A 24,435-nucleotide genomic window follows, 5' to 3' on the forward strand; every position below is an offset into this window, starting at 1 on the left:
TTTTATTTAAAAAGGGTGTTTTGGGTAAGGCGGCTGAGTTCAGCAGCCGTGATCATAATTTGTTTTTTCATTTCGTAGCGTTGCAGGGCAGTTTCCCGGTAACTGTCAATAAAGTCTGTGAAGTCTAACAAGGTGACGTTTCCGCTCCGGAAATTTTTTAAGATTCCGCGATAAACCGTCTGCATATCCTGCCAGTCCTGTGGCGAGAGATTGGCATAAAACTGCCAGTGCTGCTCCCACTTTTTATATGCGGCGGCAACTTCATTATCCAGCTGCAGCCGTTGTGCGGCGGCCAGTTGTTCAGCCTGAATGATCTGCACTTTGGCCAACTCCACATTGCCAGCATTTTTTTTCCAGAGCGGCAGCGGAATTCCAACACTGAAGTTGACCTCATTATGAAAAATACCGCTGTTCTGATTCCATTGCAGTCCGGCGGTGAGATCAGGCGTGATCAGGGATTTCTGTAGTTTGTAATTAATCTGCTGTGTTTCGGTGAGGTGTACTGCATAGCGGTAGCCGGGATTGAATGCTCTCGCTTTTTCCTGTAATTCGGGTAAGCCAAAAAGCGGGGCCGCCGTAAGTTTGCTCTCTTCTTCGTCTTGCGACAGGTCAGGGATAAATTCTTCTTCCGTTCCGAGCAGCGTGGCCAAGCGCCGGGTCCGCTCGGTGATTTCATTTGTAACCTCGAGCCGGTCAGCAGATAAAGCCATGACGATCGCCTGCAGCCTTACCTGATCCCGCAGGGCAATATTCCCTTTCGAAGTCTGAATGCGGTACGCTTCCAGCAGTTCGTTCATGTACACAAGCTGATCATCAATGTTTCCCAGTTTTTTATGCTCATAAAACAAGGCATAGAAATTTTCACGCAGTTCTGCCTGCAGATTAACCAGCAGTTCTTCCAGCTGAAGTACGGCCAGTTCGCGGTTGGATTTGGCTAGCGCTATTTCGTTCCGTCTTTTGCCGCCCAGCAGAAAGAGCTGCTCCACCGCCAGTTCTTTGTGTGCACCGATATTAAAAAAGCTGGGCTGGCTCGGCCGGATGAGATTGGACTCAAAACTGATTTCCGGAAGGTCCCAGATCCGCGCATGTAAAACTTCTGCGTCCTGCGCCGGAATATTGTATTGCTCCGCCAGCAGTTCCATATTGTTGCGGACAAAAGCTGTTTCGCACTCCGCCAGGGTGATTTTTTGCTGAGAAAAAACAGCAGCCGGAACCAAAAGCAGTAAAGCGAAAAATTTTTGCTTCATATTCTTTAGTAAGATTAAGGCTGCAAAAATTCGCTCTAAAGCTTAAAAGCTGCTTTAAATTTGATTAAAAAAAACTTAAACTACGGGCATTACGCTCTTTTAAAGATGGCGGAAAGTGACGGTAAAAATATTTTGATCTGTGCCGGCTGAATGGTATGCAATGGCGGCCTGATGGAATTCCAGAATTCGTTGACAAATACGCAGACCGAGCCCGGAACCACTGCGAAACTGAGTATCGGCGCCGCGCCGGAAAGCTTCAAACAGGTTTTCTTTTTCCGTTTCTGTAATCAGCTGGCCGCGCGACATTACTACGGCAGTGATTGTTCGGTCGTCCTCGGTTATCTCCACTTCTACAAAAGGTATATAGCTGTACAGGCAGGCATTTTTAAATAAATTAATAAAAACGGTATCCAGCAAAGGTTTTAAACCACGAACCGTCAGCTCACCGGAATATTCATTCTCATTAATATTAAAATGAAGCTGAAAATCAGGAAAGTTTTTCTTCACGTTCCCAAAAGCATCAAAGATGACTTCATCAATCCGCACATCTGTAAACTCGCGCTGTAATTCCTGCTCCTCCAGTTTGGCCAGCAACAGCAAAGAATTTACAATATCAGACAGCTGATAAACTTCTTCGGAAATGCGTGAGATGTAACCAGCGGTTTCAGGATTATGCTTTTCTATCCCGGACAGATTTTCCAGCTGGAAGGCAATTCGGGTAAGCGGTGTTTTGATTTCATGGGAGGCGCTGGCCGTGAATTCTTTTTGAGAGGAATAAGACTTATCAATGCGACGCAGCATCGTATTAAAAACTTTTGCCAGCAGATTTATTTCATCCCGGCGATCGGTTTCTGGCAGGCGTTCATTCAGGTTATTAGCGGAGATGCGCGTAATTTTCTGCTGAAAGAGATCCAGCGGTGCCATCACTTTCCGGGCAAAGAGGAAACTCAGGATCCAGACAAGCGCGCTGCCTGTAAAGAAAACGATGAGCATCACGGTACTCAGATAATCCAGTTTTTCCTTACCCAGAATATCTTCCGATTCGATCATGAAGTAGCGTCCGTTGATTTTCTCGCCGTAGATTTCGGAATCGTTTTCCCGGCGGTAGATCATGCCGTGGTCGCGCAGGGCTCTGAGATCTTCATTGCTCCAGTCCACTTCCATATCAATCACGGAACTGTAGACGAGCTCAAATTCTTTATTAAAAACCAGTATTTCTTCTTTCTGAATAGCGTAGGTCGGTGTGGAAGTAATCAGTTCCAGGTTCTGGACTTCTGCTTCATCGCGGCCGCCGGTAAAGTAATTGGCAACCGTGTAAATCCGGTCTTTCAGGATATCCGTAAATTCTTCTTTCCGGAATTCAGCAAAGAATAAATAAATGATAAAGAGCACCGCGCCCAGAAATACTGAAAACAGCAGGCTGACATTCAGCGCGATTTTATTCTTTAAATTCATGAGCGCCCCTGCAGAAAATATCCGAAGCCGGATCGGGTGTGAATCAGTTTTTGATCAAAATCTTTATCAATCTTTTTCCGCAGGAAATTAATGTACACTTCCACCGTATTGGTATTGGTGTTAAAGTTATGCTGCCACACCTGCTCCGAGATCTGCTGTTTGGAGAAAGTGCGGCCCACGTTCTCTGCCAGCAAAAGCAATAACTGAAATTCTTTTACCGTAAGCGTAATTTCACGGCCGGCGCGAAAAACTTTTTGCTCCGTTTTATTAATGCTGAGATCCGCCACATAGATGACTTCATCTGTACCGGTTTCTGCTGTATTTTTCCGGCGGATAAGCGATTGAATGCGCAGCAGCAATTCTTCAAACTGGAAAGGCTTGACCAGATAATCATCAGCGAGGCGGTTGAAGGCTTCTTTTTTATCCTCCAGGTCACCGTAGGCTGAAATCATGATGATCGGCGTTTGCTCGTCCTGTTCGCGCACAGCAGCGCAAATATCCAGTCCGCTCATTGCCGGCACATTGATGTCGAGCAGATACACGTCATAAGAAGCGCGCACAATTTCGGCCAAAAACATCGTACCGTCATACACTTTTTTCACCTCGAAATTATTATTCTCCAGAAATTTTCCGAGTTCGGCCGATAGAATTAAATCGTCTTCCAGTAAAAGAATCTTCGTCATGCTCAATTGTAAAGGAGGGGTAATATAGCAAAAAAGACGGGCTTAAGAAAATGCCGCTTTGGCGGCAGCATCAGGAAAGCATGCAATAAAAAAATTCCGCCAGCAGTAACTGACGGAATTTTAACAGAGCCAACTATGAGATTTGAACTCACGACCTCTTCCTTACCAAGGAAGCGCTCTACCCCTGAGCTAAGTCGGCAAATGGTGTCTTCCTTTTGAAGGAAGCGTCTCGTCATTTATGACGAGACTAAGTCGGCAAAAAGTTTAAAAAAAAATCACAAGCCGCCGAGAGGTTGTGATTTCTTAGAGCGGAAGACGAGGGTCGAACTCGCGACATTCAGCTTGGAAGGCTGACGCTCTACCAACTGAGCTACTTCCGCAGATTTTGTTTCCAAAAGGTGTTGGTAACGCTTGCAAATTTAAAACAATTTTTAAATACTGCAAGAAAAAAAAGAGTGGGGAGAGCAGGATTCGAACCTGCGAAGTCGTAAGACAGCAGAGTTACAGTCTGATCCATTTGGCCACTCTGGAATCTCCCCAATCATTATTTTTAAACGAGCCTCCTGAGGGATTCGAACCCACGACCCCGAGATTACAAATCACGTGCTCTGGCCAACTGAGCTAAGGAGGCAAAGATTTCTAAAGAACTTCTGATCTCTTTTTGCGAGTGCAAATATAAGGGAGTTTTTTTGAAACCTACAAATTTTTACAAGACTTTTTTCAAATCTTTTTATCAGGCCATTTCCTTTTTCTTGATTAGCAGCTTCTTAGCTGTTTCTGCACAAAGGTCAATACTTTCCTCAAAGGAAGCACAGGTCTTCTTCACCACAATATCATCACCCGGAACCGCAAGAATAATCTCCGCTGTTTTATTTTCCTTATCGGTTGTGTTTTCAACTTTCAGGAATACCTGGCACCCGTGAATCTTGTCATAGAAAGTTTCCAGCTTGTTGAGTTTTTTTTGCAGATACTCTTCCAGTGGTGCGTGCGGGGTTACCCCGAGGGCTTGTACAGTAATTTTCATAATTCAGATTTTTTAGCTCTGGGATGAGCGTTGTTAAACACTTTTTTTAATTGTTCAATATTTGCGTGTGTATATACCTGTGTGGAAGCCAGTGACTGATGCCCCATGATTTTCTTTACACGGGAGATTTCAGCACCGTTATCCAGCACATGGGTTGCAAAAGTGTGGCGAAGAATATGAGGACTCTTTTTCATCTTCGTAGTTACCGTACTAAGGTAATTATTTACGGCAGAATAAACAAATTTGGGATTCAGCTTTTTGCCGCTGCTGTTGATGAAAAACGCCTGTTCTGCGCCATCCCGGCCAGGTCGTTGTTTCAAATATGCTGCCATTCTGGACGCCAGCCAGGCAGAAATTGGGATGATCCGCATCCGGTTTCCTTTTCCGTGCACGCGCATTTCCTGGGCCTCCAAATCTACATCATTGAGTGTCAGATTGCAAAGTTCCATCCGCCGCATGCCGGTCTGATACAACACCTCAATTATTAATTCTTTTAACGCTGCATTTTTTCCCGTAAACGGATCCTGCTGCTGCAACTGTTCCATCTCCTCATGTGAGAAGGGAATTTGTTTTTCAGCATAAAACTTGAGGGAGGCAATGCCATCCACAGGGGATTCTTTGAGTTCACCAAGACGCAGCATAAAAACATAAAAGCTTCGCAATGCTGATAATTTACGGTTAATTGTGCGTCGTGCCAGCCCGTCCTGGCTGAGTTGCGCAATGAAATTCCGCACGACTTTACGGTCGGCACGCAGCGGATTATCGTGCCCTTCGGTTTGCTGCACAAATCCCACGAAATCCATAAGATCTTTTTTGTAGCTCAGTATCGTGTTTGGCGAATAGCGTTTTTCCGCCGCCAGATATTCAAGAAATCGCTCTGTCATCCCGCTAATGTATAAAAATAAAAAATCACCTCTCAGCTATAACCGGCCAAGGGGTGATTTAGTATATGATGTAATAAAATTTCGGCTTAAGCCTGCTCTTCCAAGCTCAGGTTTCTTTGCTTGTGCGCTGCTTTCAGTCTCGCTTGTCTGTTTACTACAGAAGGTTTGTTAAACTGCTGTCTGCTTCTCAGGGCTCTGATCACACCTGTTTTATCAAACTTTCTTTTGTACTTTTTCAGCGCTCTGTCGATAGCTTCGCCGTCTTTTACTGGGATAATTAACATATTTTACATCTCATTTTGGATTGCAAAAGTAAGATTATTTTCCGGATTCGCAAAATATTTTGTTACATTTAAAAATTGTTACCGTACGCACATGAAACCAGTATATAAAGTCATCAATGCCTCCGCAGGTTCGGGGAAAACATATACACTTGTAAAAAACCTGCTAGCGCTCTGCCTGCAGCATCCTGCGCAACCGGATTCCATTGCGCGTATTCTGGCGCTTACCTTTACCAATAAGGCAGCCAATGAAATGAAACACCGCATCATCAGCTGGCTGAAAGAATTCACCAAGCCTGATTTTGCACATAATGAAGATCTGAAAAACATACAGGCCGAACTGAAGCAGCGAAATGTACGGTTAACGCTGGAAGACCTGCATGACCGGTCGCAGCAATTGCTGGATTACGTATTGCATCACTACTCCACACTGAATATCGGTACCATCGATAAGTTTAATGCTAAACTGGTCCGCAGCTTTTCACAGGAGCTGGGTCTGGCGCAGAATTTCACGCTGGAAATTGACCCCAATCCGCTGCTTCTCGAAGCGGTGGATAAAATGCTGGACAACGTTGGCGACGAAAGTGAACTGTCCGGCGCCTTTCTGGACTTTGTACACTACAGCCTGGATAATGATGAACGGGTCCACATTAAATCCACTCTTTATAAATCCGCCAAAGAATTTGTGCAGGACAAACATTATTTTGAGCTGCAGCAAACCGGCGATTTTGACTGGGAAGGATATGAGAATTCCAAAGAAACACTGCGCCAGCAAATTCGTTCGCTGCAGCAGGAAGCAGAGCAACGTGCCCGCGAGATGCTTGAACTGATGGAATCCCGCGGTGTCGAAGCACCTGATTTCTCCGGTGGTGAAAGTGGCCTCGGCGGTTTTTTCAAAAAATTTCTTGCGAACAAAGTACCTGCATTGCCGGAAAGCCTTGATAAAGAAGAATCGCTGCTGGCAAAATATGCGAAAGGTGCTTCTGCCAAAGGAAAGAAAAAAGAAGCAGAAATAATGGAGATGCTGGATGAGATGCTGGAAGCACGTGAGTTTATCATCCGGAACTATACTGAAAGTCAGAAAAAGCAACGGATCCTCAACGCACTTTTACCACTTAAAGTAAATAAAGAAGTACAGGACCAGCTGGCCATTCTGGAAGAAGAAAATGACCTGGTGCTTTTGCCGAAGTTCAATATTATGATTCACGAGAATCTTCGGAACGAGCCGACCGCCTTTATTTATGAAAAAATCGGGACTCAGTTCAGCCATTATTTCTTCGATGAATTTCAGGACACTTCTACCCTGCAGTGGCAAAATTTCGTTCCGCTGCGGGATCATGCCAACTCGATGGAACACATGAGTTTCACCGTCGTAGGCGACCCAAAACAGAGCATTTACCGGTTTCGAGGCGGCGACGCGCAGCTGATGCTGAACATTATCAGCGGAAATGACGGCGCTGCCATCCGGGCAGAAACTGAAAATCTGGAAAGCAATTACCGCAGCGCGCAGAATATTGTTGATTTTAATAATGAATTATATGAGTATATGTCCGGCAGTCTGCACGGGGAATACCGGGATCTTTTTGGTACGCAGGCGAAACAGATTTCCAAAACCAAATGGCCGGGAAGAGTTCGTGTTACCTTAGTGGAAAAATTCAGTGCCGGCAGCGAATTTTTTGCCGAAACCGCAGAAAAGATGCGCGAAGATATTGCGCAGTGCCTGGAGCTGGGCTACCGGTTTTCTGACATCACCATTCTGTGCCGTGACAACGGCGACATCAAACAGTTCTCGCAATTGCTGGGCAGGCTGCAGGTGAATTATAAAGGAATGGAAACGTACGTCCGCACTATTTCTGAATCCGGGCTTACACTAAATCTTTCGGTTACCTTACTGGCGCTCACGGAATTTTTGCAGTGGCAGGATAATTCGAAAGAGTTTCAGCACTGCATCAAAATGATGTATCATTTGCAGCAACTCGGGCGGATTAAAATGAATGATTTTACTGCGGAAGCGCTTGATATTCTGGCACAGGAAAATAAGGAAGCCATGCAGCGGTTTATCGAGGAAAGATATCAGGTGAAACTCAGTGCGGGCAATCTGATTGAATTAAATTTATATAATCTGACCGAACATTATCTGCAGGAATTTGCAGTGGACGACCACGAGACCGATTTTATCCTGGCGTACCTGGAAATGGTCTATGATTACACCCAGAACAACGCAGCAACTTTAAAAGATTTTTTACGCTACTGGACAGAAGAAGGCCAGCACATTACCATTCAGGCAACGGAAAATGTGGACGCAATCCAGCTGATGACCATACACAAATCCAAAGGACTGGAATTTCCGGTTGTGCTGCTGCCTTTAAGAAATAAAAAACCACGCGCCGGAAGTTATTGGTTCAACAGTGAAGATACAGCCGGACCTGCCAAGGTAAACGTCAAACTCTTTGATGATAAACTAACGCTGCAGGATCCGAAAATTGCAGCGTTCAATTCGCATTACGATTACCAGGATAAAATTGACCGATTCTGCCTGCAGTATGTGGCGACCACGCGCGCCTCGGAGCAATTGTTTTTTTATGTAGAACGTCCGCCGAAGTCAGCTAATTACTTAGAAATTTATGATTTTCTGGCGGCAAAAACTGCAGATGAAGATACCGGGAAAACTGTTTCTTTTGATCTCTATGAGGTGCCACCAGAGCAATTACGCAAGCAACCGGAAAAAGAACGGCAGACCTATCAGACAAAGGCCATCCGTTTCCGAAATCCTGATAAGCTGTATCCGGAAGCCATTAAAATTGCGACACCCTCCAAAAGCTACCAGAACAGGATTGAGAAAGTGCGGCTGGGCATTTTTGCGCATGAAATTCTGGCGCGCATCTGTACACCGGCAGATGTGCCTCCCGTGCTGGAAAGCTATTTACTTGAAGGAACAATTACCCTGGAGGAAAAAGAGCGGATTGAAGACAGGCTTTACAAAGTAATTTCAGAATATGAACCCTATTTTCAACCGGGTCTCGAAGTGAGAAACGAACAGGAAATGATGCTGACCACACCCGAAGGAATTGAAATATTCCGCCCGGACCGGCTGATTAAAAAAGAGGAAGGATTTATCATCATCGATTTTAAAACGGGAGAAGTATCGCCCAAGCACCAGACGCAGCTCAACCGTTACCAGCAGGTACTCGAAAAGCTGGGACACACTGTGTTGGAAACGGTTATTATTTATGTATAAAAAAAGCTGCAGTTCGAGCGAACTGCAGCTTTTGCATATTTTAAAATATAAATTAATTATTCCTGTGGCGCAAAAGTCCTTTGACTCAGCTCCTGATCGAATAGATACAGCGCTGACTGATTTTCACTGACCATGCGGATTTTGGTTACCAGCTGCGAGGCAGACGCTTCCTCTTCCACCTGCTCTGTCACGAACCATTGCAGGAAAGTAACAGTGGCAAAATCACCCTCATCGTTGGCATTTTTCAGGATATTGAAAATACTGCGCGTTACCAGCCTTTCATGTGCCAGCGCTTTTTCGAATATATCCACCGCGCTTTTGAAATCAGCTTCCGGTTCCGGAATAGCCTGCATACGTATCGGTGCACCGACATCTATCAGGTAATCAAACATTTTATCGGCATGCATGAGTTCTTCTTTGCTCTGCACCCGGAAGTAATTGGCAATGCCGTCCAAATCACGCTCATAAAACCAAGCCGACATGGCCAGGTAATATTGTGCAGCATACTGCTCGTTGGTAATCTGCTGATTGAGCAGCAAAGCAATGTTTTCACTAATCATATTCTTTCATTTAGAGTATAAACAAATATACTTAAAAATTTGAGGCACAAAAAAAAGCGGAAATTTCTTTCCGCTCCCCATTAAAAAAAATAAAACTATGAACTGTTGTTTTTTATCTGTGTTTCCGATGCTGCATTTTTCGCGCCTGGCTCATGCGTTGCATACGGTCCTGCTTTTTACTCTGCCATTTTTCAAATTGTTCCGGCGTCAGGATTTCTTTCATTTCTGCCTGATGCTGCTGGCGGCTGGCGGCTGCCATTTCACGCTGTGCTTTCATCTGCGTTTTTCGCTCGGCCATCAGTTGCTTATTTTCACTACGATGCCGGTCCTGCACACTTTTAATTTTATTTACCTGCGCATCCGAAAGATTAAGATCCGTTTGCATCATTTTTAATTTTTCCGCCTGGCGCTGTTCGATTTGTGCCGGCGTCGGCTTTTCCATTTTTGTGCGCTGCTGTGCGTGCGCTGAAATTGTGAAGACGATAATGGCTGCGACAGCTAATGCTTTTTTCATATTAAGTAATTTTATAAACTATCTATTTGTTGTTTGTCTTTCTGTCTTTTGGATAGGGATCTCAAGCAGGAGTTAAAGCTTTATTTCATAATTTTTTGTTAAAAATAACAGTTTTAAACCCTTGTCCTATAGCGTGTTAGCGAAATAAAAGAGCAGTCCTCCGAAAAAAACTGCTCTCCCATCATTATTAACATTAAAAATCTAAAATTACCGGGATGTGAGGCGCATGCCCGGATTTCGTGCGGAAGTATTTCCTGAGCGGGAACTTCCGTTATTTCTTATGGTTGCTTCCGGCGAACGTTGCCGGCCGGTTGCATTATTTCTGAATCCGTTATCAGAACGGCTGCTATTCTCTCGAGCGGATGGCATCCTGGTCTGCGGTGCCCGTTGCACGGAAGGGCTTTGAGCTGAAGATCTGCGCGTGTCATTTCTCTGCATATCCGAAATCCTGTTCGCTGTTCCCGGATCATTTCTGAAGCCTGAACTTCCGCGGGTACCACTGCCTGTTGAAGTTCCTACGCGCGGGCTGTCCTTAAAGCCAATCTGCGTGCGCGGATTGCTGGCGTGATACTGCTTGGGATTAACTTTATAATGGTTAATATTAATATGTCGGTATCTCGGCATTACATATACCGTGCGTACATAGTGACGTCGGTTGTAATCATGGTAGTACGTTACCGGATTGTAGCCATTATAATAATTATTCTGAAACACGACGAAAATCCGGGGCCCTAAAATCTGCTGCAAAGCGTAGAACCGGTCGTAGTACCAGCGGTCCGGATTGTAGCGGTAATAAGAACTCCAGGACGAGAAAGACGGGAAGCTCTCATTCAGCAGCATTATCTGCTGTACCTGCCACGGAGATAACCGGTACTGACGGAAAAACCGGTTCCAGTTTACTTGTGAAATACTGTGGCGGTAGGCATCATAATAGTTGCTGTATAATTCCGGCGTGTAGTAATTCTCGGGGTATTCATAATAGTAATCTTCCGGGAAATAATACTCGTCATCATAGTCACTGTAATAATCACTCTGTCCGCCGTACGGATAATAATCCGGATAGCTCTGCGCGGAAATCATACCGGCCAGCAGCATGGAGACACCTAGTATTACTTTTTTCATTTCTTTTACTTTTATTATTAATATTTCCATGCAGACCGTTCGGTGATTTGGTGGAATCCTGTTTCTCTTGCTGCACTTTCTGTATTTTGGATATCACTTGAAAACGAAAGTTAAATGCTTATTTAAAAATAAATGAATGTGGATGGTCTTATGATCTAGAATTAGGAGTAACACAAAGAAAAACCTCCGCACAAAGCAGTGCAGAGGTGGAATTGTTGTATTTAAAATATTTTCAGGAAACCGAATAGGTAGTACCTTCGCGCCCATCTTTCAGTTCGATACCTTCTGCCAGCAAGCGGTCGCGTATTTCATCGGACAAGTCAAAGTTTTTTGCTTTCCGGGCCTGGTTCCGCAAATCAATCAGTACCTGCATCGCCTGGTCCAGTTTTCCCGCATCCTGTTGCTGCACGGCTTTTAACCCTAAGACATCGAAAACGAGACCACGCAAAGTGTCCTGCAGAAGTGGGTGATCTTCTGCGGAAACGGAGGCTGTTTTTTCATTTAATTTAAAAATGAAATTTACTGCCTCAAACAAGTGTGCGATCAGAATCGGTGAGTTAAAGTCATCCTTTAAGGCTGCGTAGCATTTGTCTTTCCAGGCAGCCACGTCAAAGCCATCGGTTTTATCTGAAGTCTGGATGTTTTCCAGGATCTGCATTGCCTGCATCAGCCTGTTGAAACCTTTCTCACTTGCCTGCATCGCTTCATCGGAGATATCCAGCACGCTGCGGTAATGCGCCTGCATGAAATTAAATCTCACCACTGAAGGCGCGTATGCTTTATGGAAAAAATCATTATCACCTGTGACGAGTTCCATCGGCAGGATGTAATTCCCGGTGGATTTACTCATGCGCTGCCCGTTCATGGTAAGCATATTGGCGTGCATCCAGTATTTCACCGGCGACACTTCATTGCAGGCCTTGCCTTGTGCTACCTCACATTCGTGGTGCGGAAACTTCAGGTCCATTCCGCCGCCGTGAATATCAAACTGCTCGCCCAGATATTTCGTGGACATTGCCGTACATTCCAGATGCCACCCCGGGAAACCGGCGCCCCAGGGAGAATTCCAACGCATAATATGCGCCGGCGAGGCGGCTTTCCACAAGGCGAAATCCTGGGGGTTTTTCTTTTCATTCTGCCCGTCCAGATCGCGGGTTTGGGCAAAGAGTTCTTTAATATTCCGCCGGGAGAGTTCTCCGTAATTCAGGCCCCGACGGTTATATTCCAGTACATCAAAATAGACGGAACCATTACTTTCATAGGCGAATCCTTTTTCGATCAGTTTTTCCGTCAGTTCAATCTGTTCCAGAATATGGCCGGTGGCCGTGGGCTCGATCGTTGGCGGCAGCAGATTAAAGGTTTCCAGCACCTTATGAAAGTCCACCGTGTATTTCTGAACGATTTCCATCGGTTCCAGTTTTTCGAGGCGGGACTGCTTCACAAAACGGTCATTGTTTACATCACCATCATCGGTCAGATGGCCCGCATCTGTGATGTTGCGGACATATCTGACATCATAACCCAAATGTGCAAGCGTTCGATACACAAAATCAAAAGACATAAATGTACGGACGTTCCCCAAATGCACATTGCTGTACACTGTAGGGCCGCAGACATACATCCCGACTTTACCCGGATGCAATGGTTCAAAAACTTCCTTTTCGCCGGAAAGCGAATTATAAATCGTAAGCGGTGTCATAGTACAAATATTATATTAATCAAGTTTTGCATGGCTGCCAACATAATGCAGAAATTCCTGGCGTGTAATCGGATTGGTACGGAAAATACCGCTGAGTTCCGCCGTGATTGTAGAGCTTGCGGTATCCTTGATCCCACGACAATTTACACACAGGTGTTTTGCATCGATAATGCAGGCCACATCTTTTGTATTCAGTGCAGATTTCAGGGCATCCACAATCTGCATGGTCAGCCTTTCCTGAACCTGCGGACGCTTGGCATAATAGTCCACCAAACGGTTAATTTTCGAGAGACCAATGACAGTTCCGTTGGAGATATACGCAACATGAGCCCTTCCGATAATCGGCAGGAAATGATGCTCACAAAAAGAGTACACGGTGATATCTTTTTCCACCAGCATCTGGCGGTATTTGTATTTATTGCTGAAGGTAGATATGCCCGGCCGGTTCTCCGGCAGTAAACCGCCAAAGATTTCGTTCACGTACATTTTGGCCACGCGCTTGGGTGAATCTTTCAAAGAATCATCAGTCATATCCAGCCCCAGCGTTTCCATAATCTGATGAAAATGGTGCTGAATTTTTTCCATTTTTTCATCCGCAGTCTGATCGAAGGCATCGGCACGAAGCGGTGTGTGCTCCTTGCCGGTAAACATATCATCATCGTTATCGAAGTCGTGCGTCATATCATTCATAAATGAGCACAAAATTACGGATTTAATTTCTGTTTCACCGGCGGTTCCATGTGGCAATATGCGCTAAAGAAAATATCCGGTCTGCAGCAGCCGGATATTAATATTTATTTTATTTAAGTTTTAAAAACCTCCTGTTCCCCCAAACGTGAAGGTTGCTGTGAGGCCTGCCCGCACCGTCATGAGTGGGAAAGCGGTGGAAATTTTATACTTGGTCAGCAGCTGGTCATAGAAGAAACGAAGGTTAAAATTCTGTGACACGCTGTAATCGGCAGAAAGCTTGATACTCATCAGGCGCTGGCCGCCGGTTACCTGCGAATCATCCTGTAGAATGTTGGTAATCCGCGTCTGGCTGTCGCGCAGTGAGAAATCCCCGCGGATGTTTAGGTCGCTTTTCACGGTTCTTTCCTTGCCCTTGAAATTAAGTTTCATTTTCAGGTCTTTCAGGATATAACCAAAGCCCACGATATACTCTTTGCCCATATCTTCGGTCAGCGTATGGTTCACCAGTCCCAGCATAAACAAACGGTCGCGGTTGTACTGCGCGCGGAACTGCATATTGTTTCTCATGGTAACATCTGCCCCGATCAGCGGCGCAAAGGCTTCCACATATCCAACTTGTGAATAGGTGTACGGATTATAATAATCACCAAAAGCATCACGGTTTGTAGCTCCGTTAACCTGCGCATTATAAAAATCAATGCTGGACTGAATTCCGGACGCCGTATACGTAGAAGTATATCCGTGCAGCACATCAAACTTGGAGAACTGGCTGTTGATGAGCGGAATATTCTTCAGGCCGGAATATGTTACACGCCAGTTAGGCAACGGGAAACCTGCCTTGGTTGGATTCTCGCTGGCGGTTCCTGCGGATTTACCTTCTACGGCTGCCTGGAAAGCAGGTACCAATATATACGCATTTGCGAGCGAATGGCCATCGGTGAAACCGTCTGCCTGCAACGCGCCGCCTAAACGCTGTGATATTTCCCGCGCGTTGCTGACCATATTATCATAAATGGCTCTGCCATCCGTAAAGGCGGTATTGAAAGTCCAGGCTGTTTTGGAATAGGTAATCATATCGTTCCCGAAAGAAAACTGGAATCCATTGGCCGGATTGGAATCTGCATCAAGATTATAACCGCTCTGGGTGAAGTTGCGGGTATAATTCTTCAGGAAATTCACATCGATCCGGAAATCATTGACCGGCATGATCTGCACATTGGCCAGGAAATTCTGGTTTTTCAACTGTACGTACGGATCCGTCATATAGGCAGAATTAGATACCCAGCCGCGCTCAATCACGGTCCGGCGGATATCGGCTTGTGATCCTAAAAGGAAGCCCATCGTCGGGCCACCCAAGGTCTGCCCATAACCATACCAGTTTGGAGCCGACAGTAAACCAGGCAGCACAGTGCCATTGTTTTCATTATAAGAAAAGTCCAGCTGTTTGATGCTCGTCAGTGCATACGCCACGCTCTCCATCGGATTCAGCTTATTTTTAAAGGTGTAGCTCTTAAAGCTTTTCTTTTTATTTTTCTTCTGCCATTCCAGATTGTAAGCATTATTCAGTGAATCAATTTCCTGACGGCGTTTCTGCATTTTCGTGGTAATGTTCTGGAAGTATTTAAATTTCCCAAAGAACTTCGGCACATCCACAGCGCCGGTTGCGATCAGGTTATTGGTATTCTGACCGATGCTGCCCAAGCTTTCCTGAACACCGGTTTCCGGGTTAATGAAGCGAGTTTGCACCGTACTGCGCGCATTCCAGTTGTAGGTGAGTCCGTAGCCTATTTCTGCATTAATGAAATCCAGATACGGCAGATATTCAAACGGGAAACGGTAGTTCAGCTGTACGCGGTGGTTGTACAATACCGGACGTCCCGCCCGCAGCGGATCAGCGAAAATAGATTTATTCGTCAGGTTTGCCACACTGAACTGATCATTCAGGGTACGCATGGCAGAATTGATTTCCAGTTTCAGTGACTTGGTGAAATTAAAGCCTAAACCATACTGCCAACCAAAGTAGAAGTTACTGTTTCTGATCGGCGCAAAATCCTGACCGGCAGCAGCACCCAGAACCGCATCAATATTACGGAACTGAACCTCATTGTAATTCCGGTCGATCTCTGTGCGGAAGGACAAGCGGGTTGGTACCGGATTGAAGTTGATCTCCTTCGCCCAGCGCAGATATTTATAGGACTTAGCGGTATCGCTCACTAACTTGTTAAATGGTCGCAGCACATACGGTTTAAAGGAATAGTTATAATCCAGATTGGCACGCAGGAACTGACGGTAGTTTTTGGTAGTGTACACATCGCGGTAGAAATCATCATTGTAAATCGCCGTGAGCGACAGATTTTCCACGTCGTAGAATTTCTGCTTCCGCGCCGGATTCACTCGTTCTTTTCTCATGTTCACCACGCCGATGCTACGTTGCTGGGTGTAAGTGCGCGCTACTTTTTTCAAAGTTTCCTTTTCCGGCGATGCTTCGAAAGTGACGTCATTATCCAGCGGATTGTATTTCGGGTCTTCGATGGTTTGGGTATAACTATAATTTACCGGAATCCGCATTCCTGCTTTTTCAGGCAGGAATTTATCCACATTAACCGTCGTATTAATACTGTAGGCCGATTGAGTTGCCTGCGAGCGCTCCGAAGGTTTTTCCGCAATTCCGCCAAAACCAATGGTAGAATAAGAAGCATTGGCATTCACCAGAGCAAAATCACCAAGATTAAAGTTTAAGGAGGCGTTCGCTGCATAACCGCCTTTATTCTCGATTTCAGATAAACGGATTTCATTTATCCAAAGCACCAGATCTTTAGAAGCCAGGCCTCCTTTGTTCCGGACCCCCAGCATAATGGTGGTCACATTTCCTAAACTCGGGCGGCCTTTGATGTAGATTTTTTTATTGTTCGGATCAAGTGTACTATACTCGGGATCTTCCCAGCGCTGATCAAGATTTGTAGAACTCTGATCACGACGTAGTTTGGCATCAATCAGATACTGCAGCTCGAGATCCACATTGTTTTCAGACGGCCAGATTTCCAGCGGTGACCGTGCTGTTTTTGGTGTGTATTTTAAAGAGGCTTCGTATTCATAATAGTTATCTGTGGCATCGCTACCGAAACGGATAAAGAATTTCGCCGTTTCATCATATTCGGAAGAATTAACATTTTTTAAATCTTCGGCGTGTACAAATAATTCCATTTTCTTGTACCGGCGCATATCCAACGCAACATTTTTAAAGACACCGCGCGACATATTATTTTCCAGCGGAGATGCTTTTAAATAGAGGGACGCTTCGTTCTGTCTTTGTGCGCCTGCGTTTCCGCTCAGCACCTGACGGTCAATCCCCGGTGGCAGCACGTACGGCGGCTGATTCAGGCCGTTCTCTTCCAAGTTGACACTTCCTACATCCAGGTTCTGGTCACTCACGAAATTGATTCCTTCGATATCGGTGGTATTGGTCGCAATGTCTTTGGTGTACTTTCTCCAGTCGCTGCGCACCAGGTCCAGGGTTCCAAATCGCAAGGTAGACGCCTGATCAAAACCGGTTAAAACCATTCTCGCATAACGAACATTATTTAAAACCGCGGCACTGGCCTCTCCGGCCTGCGTGTCATACTGTGCGACTGGTACGCGGAATAAGTACCACTTGTTCTTCCCGGTTTGCCCGTTCTGGAATTTGGCTTCTACTTCTTTTACATCTACGATAAAATTCTGGCCTAAGACCATATTATTTTTGTCGAGGCTTACGGTATACTGGTTATAACTTTCATTCTGATCCAGGTTATAGTCACCGTTGATGTCTTCTGCATCCGGCGTTTGGGTTGCAACTTCCAGCGAGTTGCTTTCGGAGTTGCCCTCCGGTCCGCGGAAATACTTGTAACGTTCGGTAACAGAAGATGCCTGATTGCCCTGGAATTTATCTGACAGATAGAACACAAAATCATCTGAAGCCGGGTCTAAGTTCTTGGTAACTGGATTCACAAAATCGGTTCCGAATAAAGCCGCTTCGCCCTGCGCGTCCAGACCATCGTACCCTAAATCCTGCGCCGCACGGTCCTCGCCTTCGGTAGAAAACGCGTATAAGACCGGGAATTGATTCGGCTGGATTCCCCAATTCGTCGTCGTCGTATTGGCCGGCGTGGAAGGTGTTGGCAATCCGTTTTCATACATCAGCTTGCCATCTTTCAGTACATCTTCAGATACGTTTCCTAAGTGAAGTAACAATTTAGGATCAGCGCCCAGCGGATTTCCATCTGCGTACGGGTCCATCATCCAGAACTCCACATACTCGATATTGGAATTGGTAAAGTTGGAAACAGAGATCGGACGCATTAAACCTGCCCAACGCTGCTGTGTAGTTTCTGTTGCTTTATTTACGTTGTAAGGCCCACGTTCATTTGGGAAATAACTGATATCCAATGTATTGGTGTATAATTGCTCGCCCGCAACAAAATCACGGCTGTTATACAATTCGGAAGTCTGCACACGACGCGACGCATGATTGGAAACTGCCTCGGCGTTGATGCCGCTTGGTGCTTTTCCGCCCACGCCATAGAAACGCGGATCAATATTATACCAGGTCAGAAGACCACGCCCGTTTCCGTGCGCCAAATCATTGGTAAGGCCGGCATTGGCAAAGATCGGTTCCGGATTTTGCTCCGGCTTGGAAGCCAGGCTCCACATGGCAGGTTCCTTCAGGGAAATCTTGGAGGTACTTTGTTCAAAATCATCAATATACGCCTGATCGCCGATGTTCTTATTCTGACCCGGAATTAAATAGGCGCCTTCCGCCAAAAAGCTGATATTGGACGGTGCTTCTGTGTTTACAAAAGGAATTTTATCAGTAAGTCTCGTCAGGAAAGGCAGCTGGTTATTATAGAGTACATTAAAGCCGGCCATCGTATTATTCACCGCTTCCTGCCCGAAGTTTACTTTCTGCGTCAGTGGCGTTTCAGCATAATTCACGACCGTGGTTCCGACGGTTAAATGCTCATTGAACTTGCGTTCTAAATTTAAACCCAGAAAACGCTTGCGCTGTGTATTAAAGGTCAGTTGATTTTCCAGTGAAATGCTGATCGCCTGACCGGATTGTTTTACGGTTTCATTAATAATATTAACCGTTCCCAGCATGTAGTCCACCGTATAATCAATGCCTTCCTGAAGCTGAACACCGTTGGCGGTTACCTTCACGGAACCTTGCGGTACATTGATGGCGCCGAGCGAAATCCCCGTTCCCTGCGTACCCTTGTAGCGGCCTTCCATGGTATAACGAAGCGCCAGGTTGTTTTGGGAAGCGGTTTGTTTCTGCTGTTCGTATAATTCATTAAATACAAACTTAGGATCGTTGGTTCCCAAAACGGATTGCAGGTAGGTACCGAAGGGTTTGGCTTTGGTAAAAATGACGCGTCCGTTTTCCGGATCCACCGTAATTCCCGGTACAAAGTCGAAGATTCCATCACCGGTTTCACCATCCACCGTCTGGAGGTCATTATTTAAGTTAAGCCGGTCCCAGTTGAAAAGTTTCAGCAGGTTTGGATTGGTCTGCGGGTCGGGCGCATTCACCGTTGCCGGCAGGTAATTCACTTTACCGCCACTTTGCGGATCGCGGTAATACACGTTCAGCAGAAAGCCGTCCGGGTTGATCTGATTGCTGTTGAGGGAATAGATGTTTTTCATCATCAGGTCCCACATCGGCGAGGTGGTCCGCACGATGCTGTTTGGCTTCAGTACTTTGGTAATCAGCACAGAACTTTCTTCGGAAAACTCACCGACTTTATACACTTTACTGTCACCATTTAAGGTATAGCTATAAGAAACAGCCAGCAGCTGATTGTCATTTAAACGCTGGTTCAGAGAGACATAACCCAGTTGAGGGTGAAACGTGAATTCGTTGGCAGAAAGTTTACGCGCTTTCCGGTTAAAGATAAACTGTTCACCATCCGCGTATTGTTCCGGCGAGCCGGCAGCGTTGGGGAAGGTCTGTCGGTTGATGGCATTGTAGGCCGTATTCACATCGCGGATCGCAGTACCCAGGTTGACGATGCTTTGGTATAAATTATTCTGGCTGTTATCCGGATAGCCGCTGGTGCCTTCTCCCAGATCCCGGATTCCCAAAATTCCTTTCTGATCCTGTAAGTTGCCGGAACCCTGATCCAGCACCCATGCTTCGATACGTGTGATGCTCAGGCGGGAATTAATCTGCGGATAATTTAAAAGAGCACGGTCATAATTTTCCAGGAAGTAATGGCCGATGAAATAGTGCTGATTATCTTCGTAATCAACTGCATTTAATTTAAAGGTATTCATCACACCGCCGCCTTGCGCAACAATGGTTCGTGCTTCTCCCTGTTGCTGGGAAAACACCAATGTACCGTAGGTTTTCCCTAACTGAAATTCTGTTTTAAGACCAAATAAAGATTCTGAACCGCGAATCAGACTGGTGGACAAAGGCATGTTCACATTTCCGAACTCCACGCGCTTTATGATTTTATCCTCACCACCGGTGGTCTTATCATTTAATCCTTTTGATTGCAGATCGCGCCAGGTTCCCTTTGCCTGCCAGACAAGGTTCATCCGGTTCTCGAAAGCAAAACCGCTTTGGGTATCATAGTTGGCTTTCAGTTGAAGATTCTCGCCTACTTTCCCAATGAGACCCAGCTGAATCCGTTGCTGAATATCAATCGCGAAGTTGGTTCTGTTCTGTGGAAGAATGAGCGGGTTATCAATTTTCTGGTATAAACCGCCGAGATCGAAAGAAGCAAAACCCTGCGGAATAATTTCAATTTTATTTCCGCCAAATAAGGTTTCAAACAGAGGATTACGAATATTTACGGTTGGAAGCAGTCCTTTCTTTTCAGCATCGGTCTGATCTTTGCGGTAGCTCAGGGCATTGTTGCCCGATTTTTCGCGGTAGTAGTCGCGCAGCTGCCGGGAAAGAATGTACTGATTGTATTCCTCAGAAGACATCGCGACGGGATTTCCGACGATCATACTGCCAATTTTCGGATAGAGGAAATACATCCCGCTGGCAATATCATACACAGCTTCATAACGCACCGGATCCGGCAGCGAATAATTTTGCCGTACAGAAGATTCCGGCTCAGCAGGAGTTTGCTGCGCCAGAAGCTGGGTTACCGAAAATAAAAGACACAGTAAGACACAGATCTTACGCCGAAAAAAAGAGTGCTTCTTCAAATGCTAAATATTTTTTAAAATCTGCTTAACCAATGCTTCCACCGTAAGGTCGGGTTCCTGCTTGAGCAGGCGATTGGCAATCCGCTCGCTGGTTTTTCTGGGAATACCCAATACCTCCAGTGCAGATAACGACTCTTCTTTTACTTTATTATTTACCACAGCGGAAATATTTTCCTCGGAAACACTGAACTTCTGCACTTTATCCCGAAGGTCCACAATGATGCGCTCAGCAGTCTTGGCACCGATGCCTTTTACCTTTTGGAGCAGCATACTGCTGTTGTTCATAATCGCGGAAGCAATTTCATCCAGTGACAGGGAAGAAAGCATAATCAGCGCAGAAACCGGCCCGACCCCATTTACGCTGATGAGCAAGTTAAACATCTCTTTTTCGAGCAGGGTACTAAAACCAAACAGCAGATGGGCATCCTCGCGGATGATCTGCTGTATGTTCAGAAATGTTTCCTTGCCCAAGGTGAGCTGCTGCGACGTTTGCAGACTGATGCCCACCAGATAACCAACTCCATGCACCTCAATCACGGCAGAAGTGGGATGCACCTGCTGCACTATGCCTTTTAATGAATAGATCATCAGACAATTTTTAAGTCATTAATATAAATGAATTAGCGGTCCAGGCCTTCCTCACGGCGCTGCGCATCCAGTACGGCTACCGTTGCCAGGTTGACAATTTCATCTACGCTGGCACGCATCTGCAGCACATGAACCGGTTTTTTAAGTCCCATTAAAACAGGACCCACTACCTGCGCCACTTTTAACCCGCGGATGATTTTGTAAGACAGGTTCGCACTCTCCAGATTCGGGAAGACGAACACGTTCGCCGGCGTGGTTCCCAATTTAGAGAACGGGTAATCGGATAGGTGTTCACTGTCCATCGCAAAATCCGGCTGAATTTCGCCGTCCACAATCATTTTTGGATACTTCTCGTGCAGGATGGAGACGGCTTTTGCTACTTTCTTCGACGTTTCAGAGTTCGCAGCAAAGTTGGTAAACGATAACATCGCTACGCGGGGCTCGATGGCAAAGGATTTCACGGTAAGCTCAGACATTCTGGCGATATTGGCCAGGTCTTCCGCAGTCGGATCCTGGTTGATGGACGTATCTGCGAAGAAGATGGGTTTCTTTTCCGTAAGCACCATCATCATTCCGGCGATTTTGTCCACTCCCTTTTCACGCTCGATTACTTTCAGAATCGGCTTCAGCACAGAAGCGTAGTTTTTGGAAAAACCAACAATCAGCGCATCGGTATCGCCATGGTGGAGCATCAGCGGCCCGAAGTAGTCCATCTGGCGCACATAGCGGCGGGCTTTATATTCATTCATGCCTTTACGCTGGCGGCCTTTCCACAGAGTGTTGCGATAACGAACGCGGTTCTCTTCCTGATCGTCATCCATCGGGTCGATGATCGGAACATTTAATTCAATACCGAATTTTTTCATCTGTTCCTGAACATATTTCTTCTCACCCAGCAGAATCGGATGGGCAATACCTTCTTCATAAAGGATTTGAGCAGCTTTCAAAACGTTATATTCTTCCGCATTGCCGAGCGTAACTCGTTTCGGATTGCTGCGCGCGCGGTTCTGCATCATGCGGATGAGTTTTTCATCACGTCCCATGCGGTCCAGCAGCGCATTTTCATAATCATCAAAATCTTCGATCGGCTTGTGTGCAATCCCGCTTTCCATCGCTGCTTTTGCCACCGCTATGGAAACTTTGGTGATCAAGCGATTATCAAATGGTTTTGGAATAAAATATTCTCTGCCGAAGTGCAGGTTCTTCAGGTTATAGGCCAGGATCACGGCTTCCGGCACCGGTTCTTTGGCAAGTTCGGCGATGGCGCGCACGGCAGCCAGTTTCATTTCTTCATTAATGCCGGTTGCCTGCACATCCAACGCACCCCGGAAGATATATGGGAACCCGAGTACGTTATTCACCTGGTTAGGATAATCACTACGGCCGGTGGCCATAATTGTATCCGGGCGGGTTTCCATCGCAAGGTTATACTCAATCTCAGGATCTGGATTGGCCAGGCCGAAGACAACCGGATTTTCCGCCATGGAAAGCAGCATTTCGGGCGACATTACATCTCCCTTGGAAAGACCGATAAAAACATCAGCACCCTGCAGGGCTTCTTCCAGTGTCTGCAAATCAGTATCTGCGATAAACTCAAGTTTTTCGGGCGTAAGGTTGGTGCGGTGTTTATTAATGACCCCTTTGGAGTCGCACATCAGAATATTTTCTTTGCGAACACCCAGCTGAACATATAATTTGGTACAGGCAATGGCCGCTGCCCCCGCGCCGTTCACCACCATGCGGATATCTTCCACTTTTTTACCGGCGATCTCCAGCGCATTTAATAAAGCCGCTGCAGAAATAATCGCGGTTCCGTGCTGGTCATCGTGCATCAAAGGAATATTCAGTTCTTCTTTCAGGCGCTGCTCAATATAGAAAGCTTCCGGCGCCTTTATATCTTCGAGGTTGATACCGCCAAACGTGGGAGCAATTCCTTTTACGATTTCAATGAACTTGTCCGGATCTTTTTCGTCGATTTCAATATCAAAAACATTGATGTCTGCAAAAATTTTAAATAATAATCCTTTTCCTTCCATCACCGGTTTGGAAGCTTCGGCACCGATGTCGCCCAATCCCAATACCGCCGTACCATTCGAGATAACCGCTACCAGGTTTCCTTTGCCGGTATACTCATAGGCTTTTTTCGTATCCTTTTCAATCTCGAGGCAGGGAATAGCCACACCCGGCGAGTACGCCAAAGAAAGGTCGCGCTGAGAAGAGTGAGGTTTGGAAGGGATTACTTCAATTTTACCTTTCGGTTCCATGCGGTGGTAATCCAGTGCCGCCTGATTAAAATTTCGTTCGTCCCGATTATTTTTACTTGACATAAATGATATTTTTATAAGAATGGCTCCAGGAGCCGTATTGTTTTAAATTTTTAATTAAGAAAGCTGCAGCAGATATTTTTTGTGATAATCGACCAAACTTTCAATAGGTTTCTGTACGATTCTTCCTACCGTCAGATTGAGTTCTGCTGCGGCCGCCCGAAGAATGTCCTCATAAATAAAAGCGATGTAGCCGATGAAGTTAATTTCCACTTCGCGGGCCTCCGGATACGGCAGAATATGAAAATCCATAAAGTTCTTCATTTCATCAAACACCATATTCTGAAAATAAGAATGGTTTTTATGCTCGGCAATAAATTCATTAAAACTGCCTAAATATGCATTGGCACGGGGATTATGATACATGCTTTGCAAGGCCTGTTCGATGGTCAGCTCGTACTTTTTCCGAAAAGCCTGCTCCAGATCTGCCGGCAGCTTTTTCATAAAGAACCGGCGCAGCAAATGCTTGCCAAGTGCGCTGCCGCTACCTTCGTCGCCAATCAGGAAACCAAGTGAGGGAAGATCAACACGTATATTTTCTCCATCAAAAAAGCAGGAATTGGAACCGGTGCCCAAAATGCAGACAAGACCGGGACGACCTGTATACGCCGCATATGCCGCGGCAATCATATCATCTTTCACCTCAATATCTGCCTCGTTGAATATCTGCAAAAATTCCTTTTTAACTTTATCCGCATTGGCCGCAACGCCACAGCCCGAGCCATAAAAGAACACCTGGTTAATTACAGGAACCAGCGCCGCCAGATCAGCATTACGGTTAATCTCTGCTGCGATAAAATCTGGATTGATGATATTGGGATTGAAACCCAGCGTTGTGGTTTTCAGATGCAGGCTGCCGCTGTCTTCCAGGATCACCCAATCGCACTTGGTGGAACCGCCGTCTATAATGGCAATCATAAGGTTCT

The 24,435-nt window shown here is 45.8% G+C and carries 16 protein-coding genes and 4 tRNA genes; 1 reads left to right on the forward strand and 19 read right to left on the reverse strand.

The window, feature by feature from the left end:
* Positions 1-2: 2 nt before the first annotated feature.
* The 10 genes from MVI27_RS10530 to rpsU form a co-directional block, all read right to left on the reverse strand.
* Positions 3-1,247 (reverse strand): TolC family protein, encoded by a 1,245-nt coding sequence (locus MVI27_RS10530; protein WP_246961624.1) that lies wholly within the window; start codon positions 1,245-1,247, stop codon positions 3-5.
* A gap of 99 nt (positions 1,248-1,346) precedes the next feature.
* Positions 1,347-2,702: a HAMP domain-containing sensor histidine kinase gene (locus tag MVI27_RS10535; RefSeq protein ID WP_246961626.1), complete on the reverse strand. Its 1,356-nt coding sequence runs from the start codon at positions 2,700-2,702 to the stop codon at positions 1,347-1,349.
* Positions 2,699-3,385 carry a response regulator transcription factor gene (locus MVI27_RS10540; RefSeq protein WP_246961628.1) on the reverse strand — a complete coding sequence of 229 codons (687 nt, stop codon included), beginning with the start codon at positions 3,383-3,385 and terminating at the stop codon, positions 2,699-2,701. The genes MVI27_RS10535 and MVI27_RS10540 overlap by 4 nt, the downstream gene beginning before the upstream one ends.
* Positions 3,386-3,512: 127 nt before the next feature.
* A tRNA-Thr gene (locus tag MVI27_RS10545) sits at positions 3,513-3,584 on the reverse strand.
* A 108-nt stretch (positions 3,585-3,692) separates the two neighbouring features.
* Positions 3,693-3,765 (reverse strand) — tRNA-Gly (locus tag MVI27_RS10550).
* A gap of 76 nt (positions 3,766-3,841) precedes the next feature.
* A tRNA-Tyr gene (locus MVI27_RS10555) sits at positions 3,842-3,924 on the reverse strand.
* Between the two features lie 18 nt (positions 3,925-3,942).
* Positions 3,943-4,016, reverse strand: a tRNA-Thr gene (locus tag MVI27_RS10560).
* A 102-nt stretch (positions 4,017-4,118) separates the two neighbouring features.
* Positions 4,119-4,409, reverse strand: a complete 291-nt coding sequence (locus tag MVI27_RS10565) for an HPF/RaiA family ribosome-associated protein (protein WP_246961630.1) — start codon at positions 4,407-4,409, stop codon at positions 4,119-4,121.
* The gene (locus MVI27_RS10570; RefSeq protein ID WP_246961632.1) at positions 4,406-5,293 is read right to left on the reverse strand and encodes a tyrosine-type recombinase/integrase; all 888 of its coding nucleotides are present in this window, start codon (positions 5,291-5,293) and stop codon (positions 4,406-4,408) included. The genes MVI27_RS10565 and MVI27_RS10570 overlap by 4 nt, the downstream gene beginning before the upstream one ends.
* An 86-nt stretch (positions 5,294-5,379) precedes the next feature.
* A complete protein-coding gene (gene rpsU / locus MVI27_RS10575) occupies positions 5,380-5,577 on the reverse strand; it encodes a 30S ribosomal protein S21 (RefSeq protein ID WP_246961634.1) in 198 nt (65 codons plus the stop codon).
* Between the two features lie 91 nt (positions 5,578-5,668).
* Between rpsU and MVI27_RS10580 the strand changes: the two genes are divergently transcribed.
* The gene (locus MVI27_RS10580) at positions 5,669-8,812 is read left to right on the forward strand and encodes a UvrD-helicase domain-containing protein (protein WP_246961635.1); all 3,144 of its coding nucleotides are present in this window, start codon (positions 5,669-5,671) and stop codon (positions 8,810-8,812) included.
* Between the two features lie 56 nt (positions 8,813-8,868).
* Here the strand turns inward: MVI27_RS10580 and MVI27_RS10585 are convergent, their stop codons facing one another.
* From MVI27_RS10585 to MVI27_RS10625, 9 genes are all read right to left on the reverse strand, one after another.
* The gene (locus MVI27_RS10585; protein WP_246961637.1) at positions 8,869-9,372 is read right to left on the reverse strand and encodes a ferritin; all 504 of its coding nucleotides are present in this window, start codon (positions 9,370-9,372) and stop codon (positions 8,869-8,871) included.
* Positions 9,373-9,484: 112 nt separating this feature from the next.
* The gene (locus MVI27_RS10590) at positions 9,485-9,886 is read right to left on the reverse strand and encodes a hypothetical protein (RefSeq protein WP_246961638.1); all 402 of its coding nucleotides are present in this window, start codon (positions 9,884-9,886) and stop codon (positions 9,485-9,487) included.
* A gap of 207 nt (positions 9,887-10,093) precedes the next feature.
* Entirely contained in the window at positions 10,094-11,008 is a 915-nt protein-coding gene (locus MVI27_RS10595; protein WP_246961640.1) for a hypothetical protein, read from the reverse strand.
* A 232-nt stretch (positions 11,009-11,240) separates the two neighbouring features.
* A complete protein-coding gene (cysS, locus tag MVI27_RS10600; protein WP_246961642.1) occupies positions 11,241-12,707 on the reverse strand; it encodes a cysteine--tRNA ligase in 1,467 nt (488 codons plus the stop codon).
* Positions 12,708-12,722: 15 nt separating this feature from the next.
* Positions 12,723-13,388: a GTP cyclohydrolase I FolE gene (gene folE / locus MVI27_RS10605; RefSeq protein ID WP_246961729.1), complete on the reverse strand. Its 666-nt coding sequence runs from the start codon at positions 13,386-13,388 to the stop codon at positions 12,723-12,725.
* Positions 13,389-13,517: 129 nt separating this feature from the next.
* On the reverse strand, positions 13,518-20,597 hold the full coding sequence (gene sov, locus MVI27_RS10610) for a T9SS outer membrane translocon Sov/SprA (protein ID WP_323134627.1): 7,080 nt from the start codon (positions 20,595-20,597) through the stop codon (positions 13,518-13,520).
* 3 nt (positions 20,598-20,600) lie between these two features.
* Positions 20,601-21,185 (reverse strand): Holliday junction branch migration protein RuvA, encoded by a 585-nt coding sequence (gene ruvA / locus MVI27_RS10615; protein WP_246961643.1) that lies wholly within the window; start codon positions 21,183-21,185, stop codon positions 20,601-20,603.
* A 32-nt stretch (positions 21,186-21,217) separates the two neighbouring features.
* Entirely contained in the window at positions 21,218-23,512 is a 2,295-nt protein-coding gene (locus tag MVI27_RS10620; protein WP_246961645.1) for an NADP-dependent malic enzyme, read from the reverse strand.
* 54 nt (positions 23,513-23,566) lie between these two features.
* Entirely contained in the window at positions 23,567-24,427 is an 861-nt protein-coding gene (locus tag MVI27_RS10625; RefSeq protein ID WP_246961647.1) for a BadF/BadG/BcrA/BcrD ATPase family protein, read from the reverse strand.
* Positions 24,428-24,435 lie beyond the last annotated feature (8 nt).

It is taken from the genome of Chryseobacterium salipaludis, assembly GCF_022968825.1.
Lineage (GTDB): Bacteria > Bacteroidota > Bacteroidia > Flavobacteriales > Weeksellaceae > Kaistella > Kaistella salipaludis.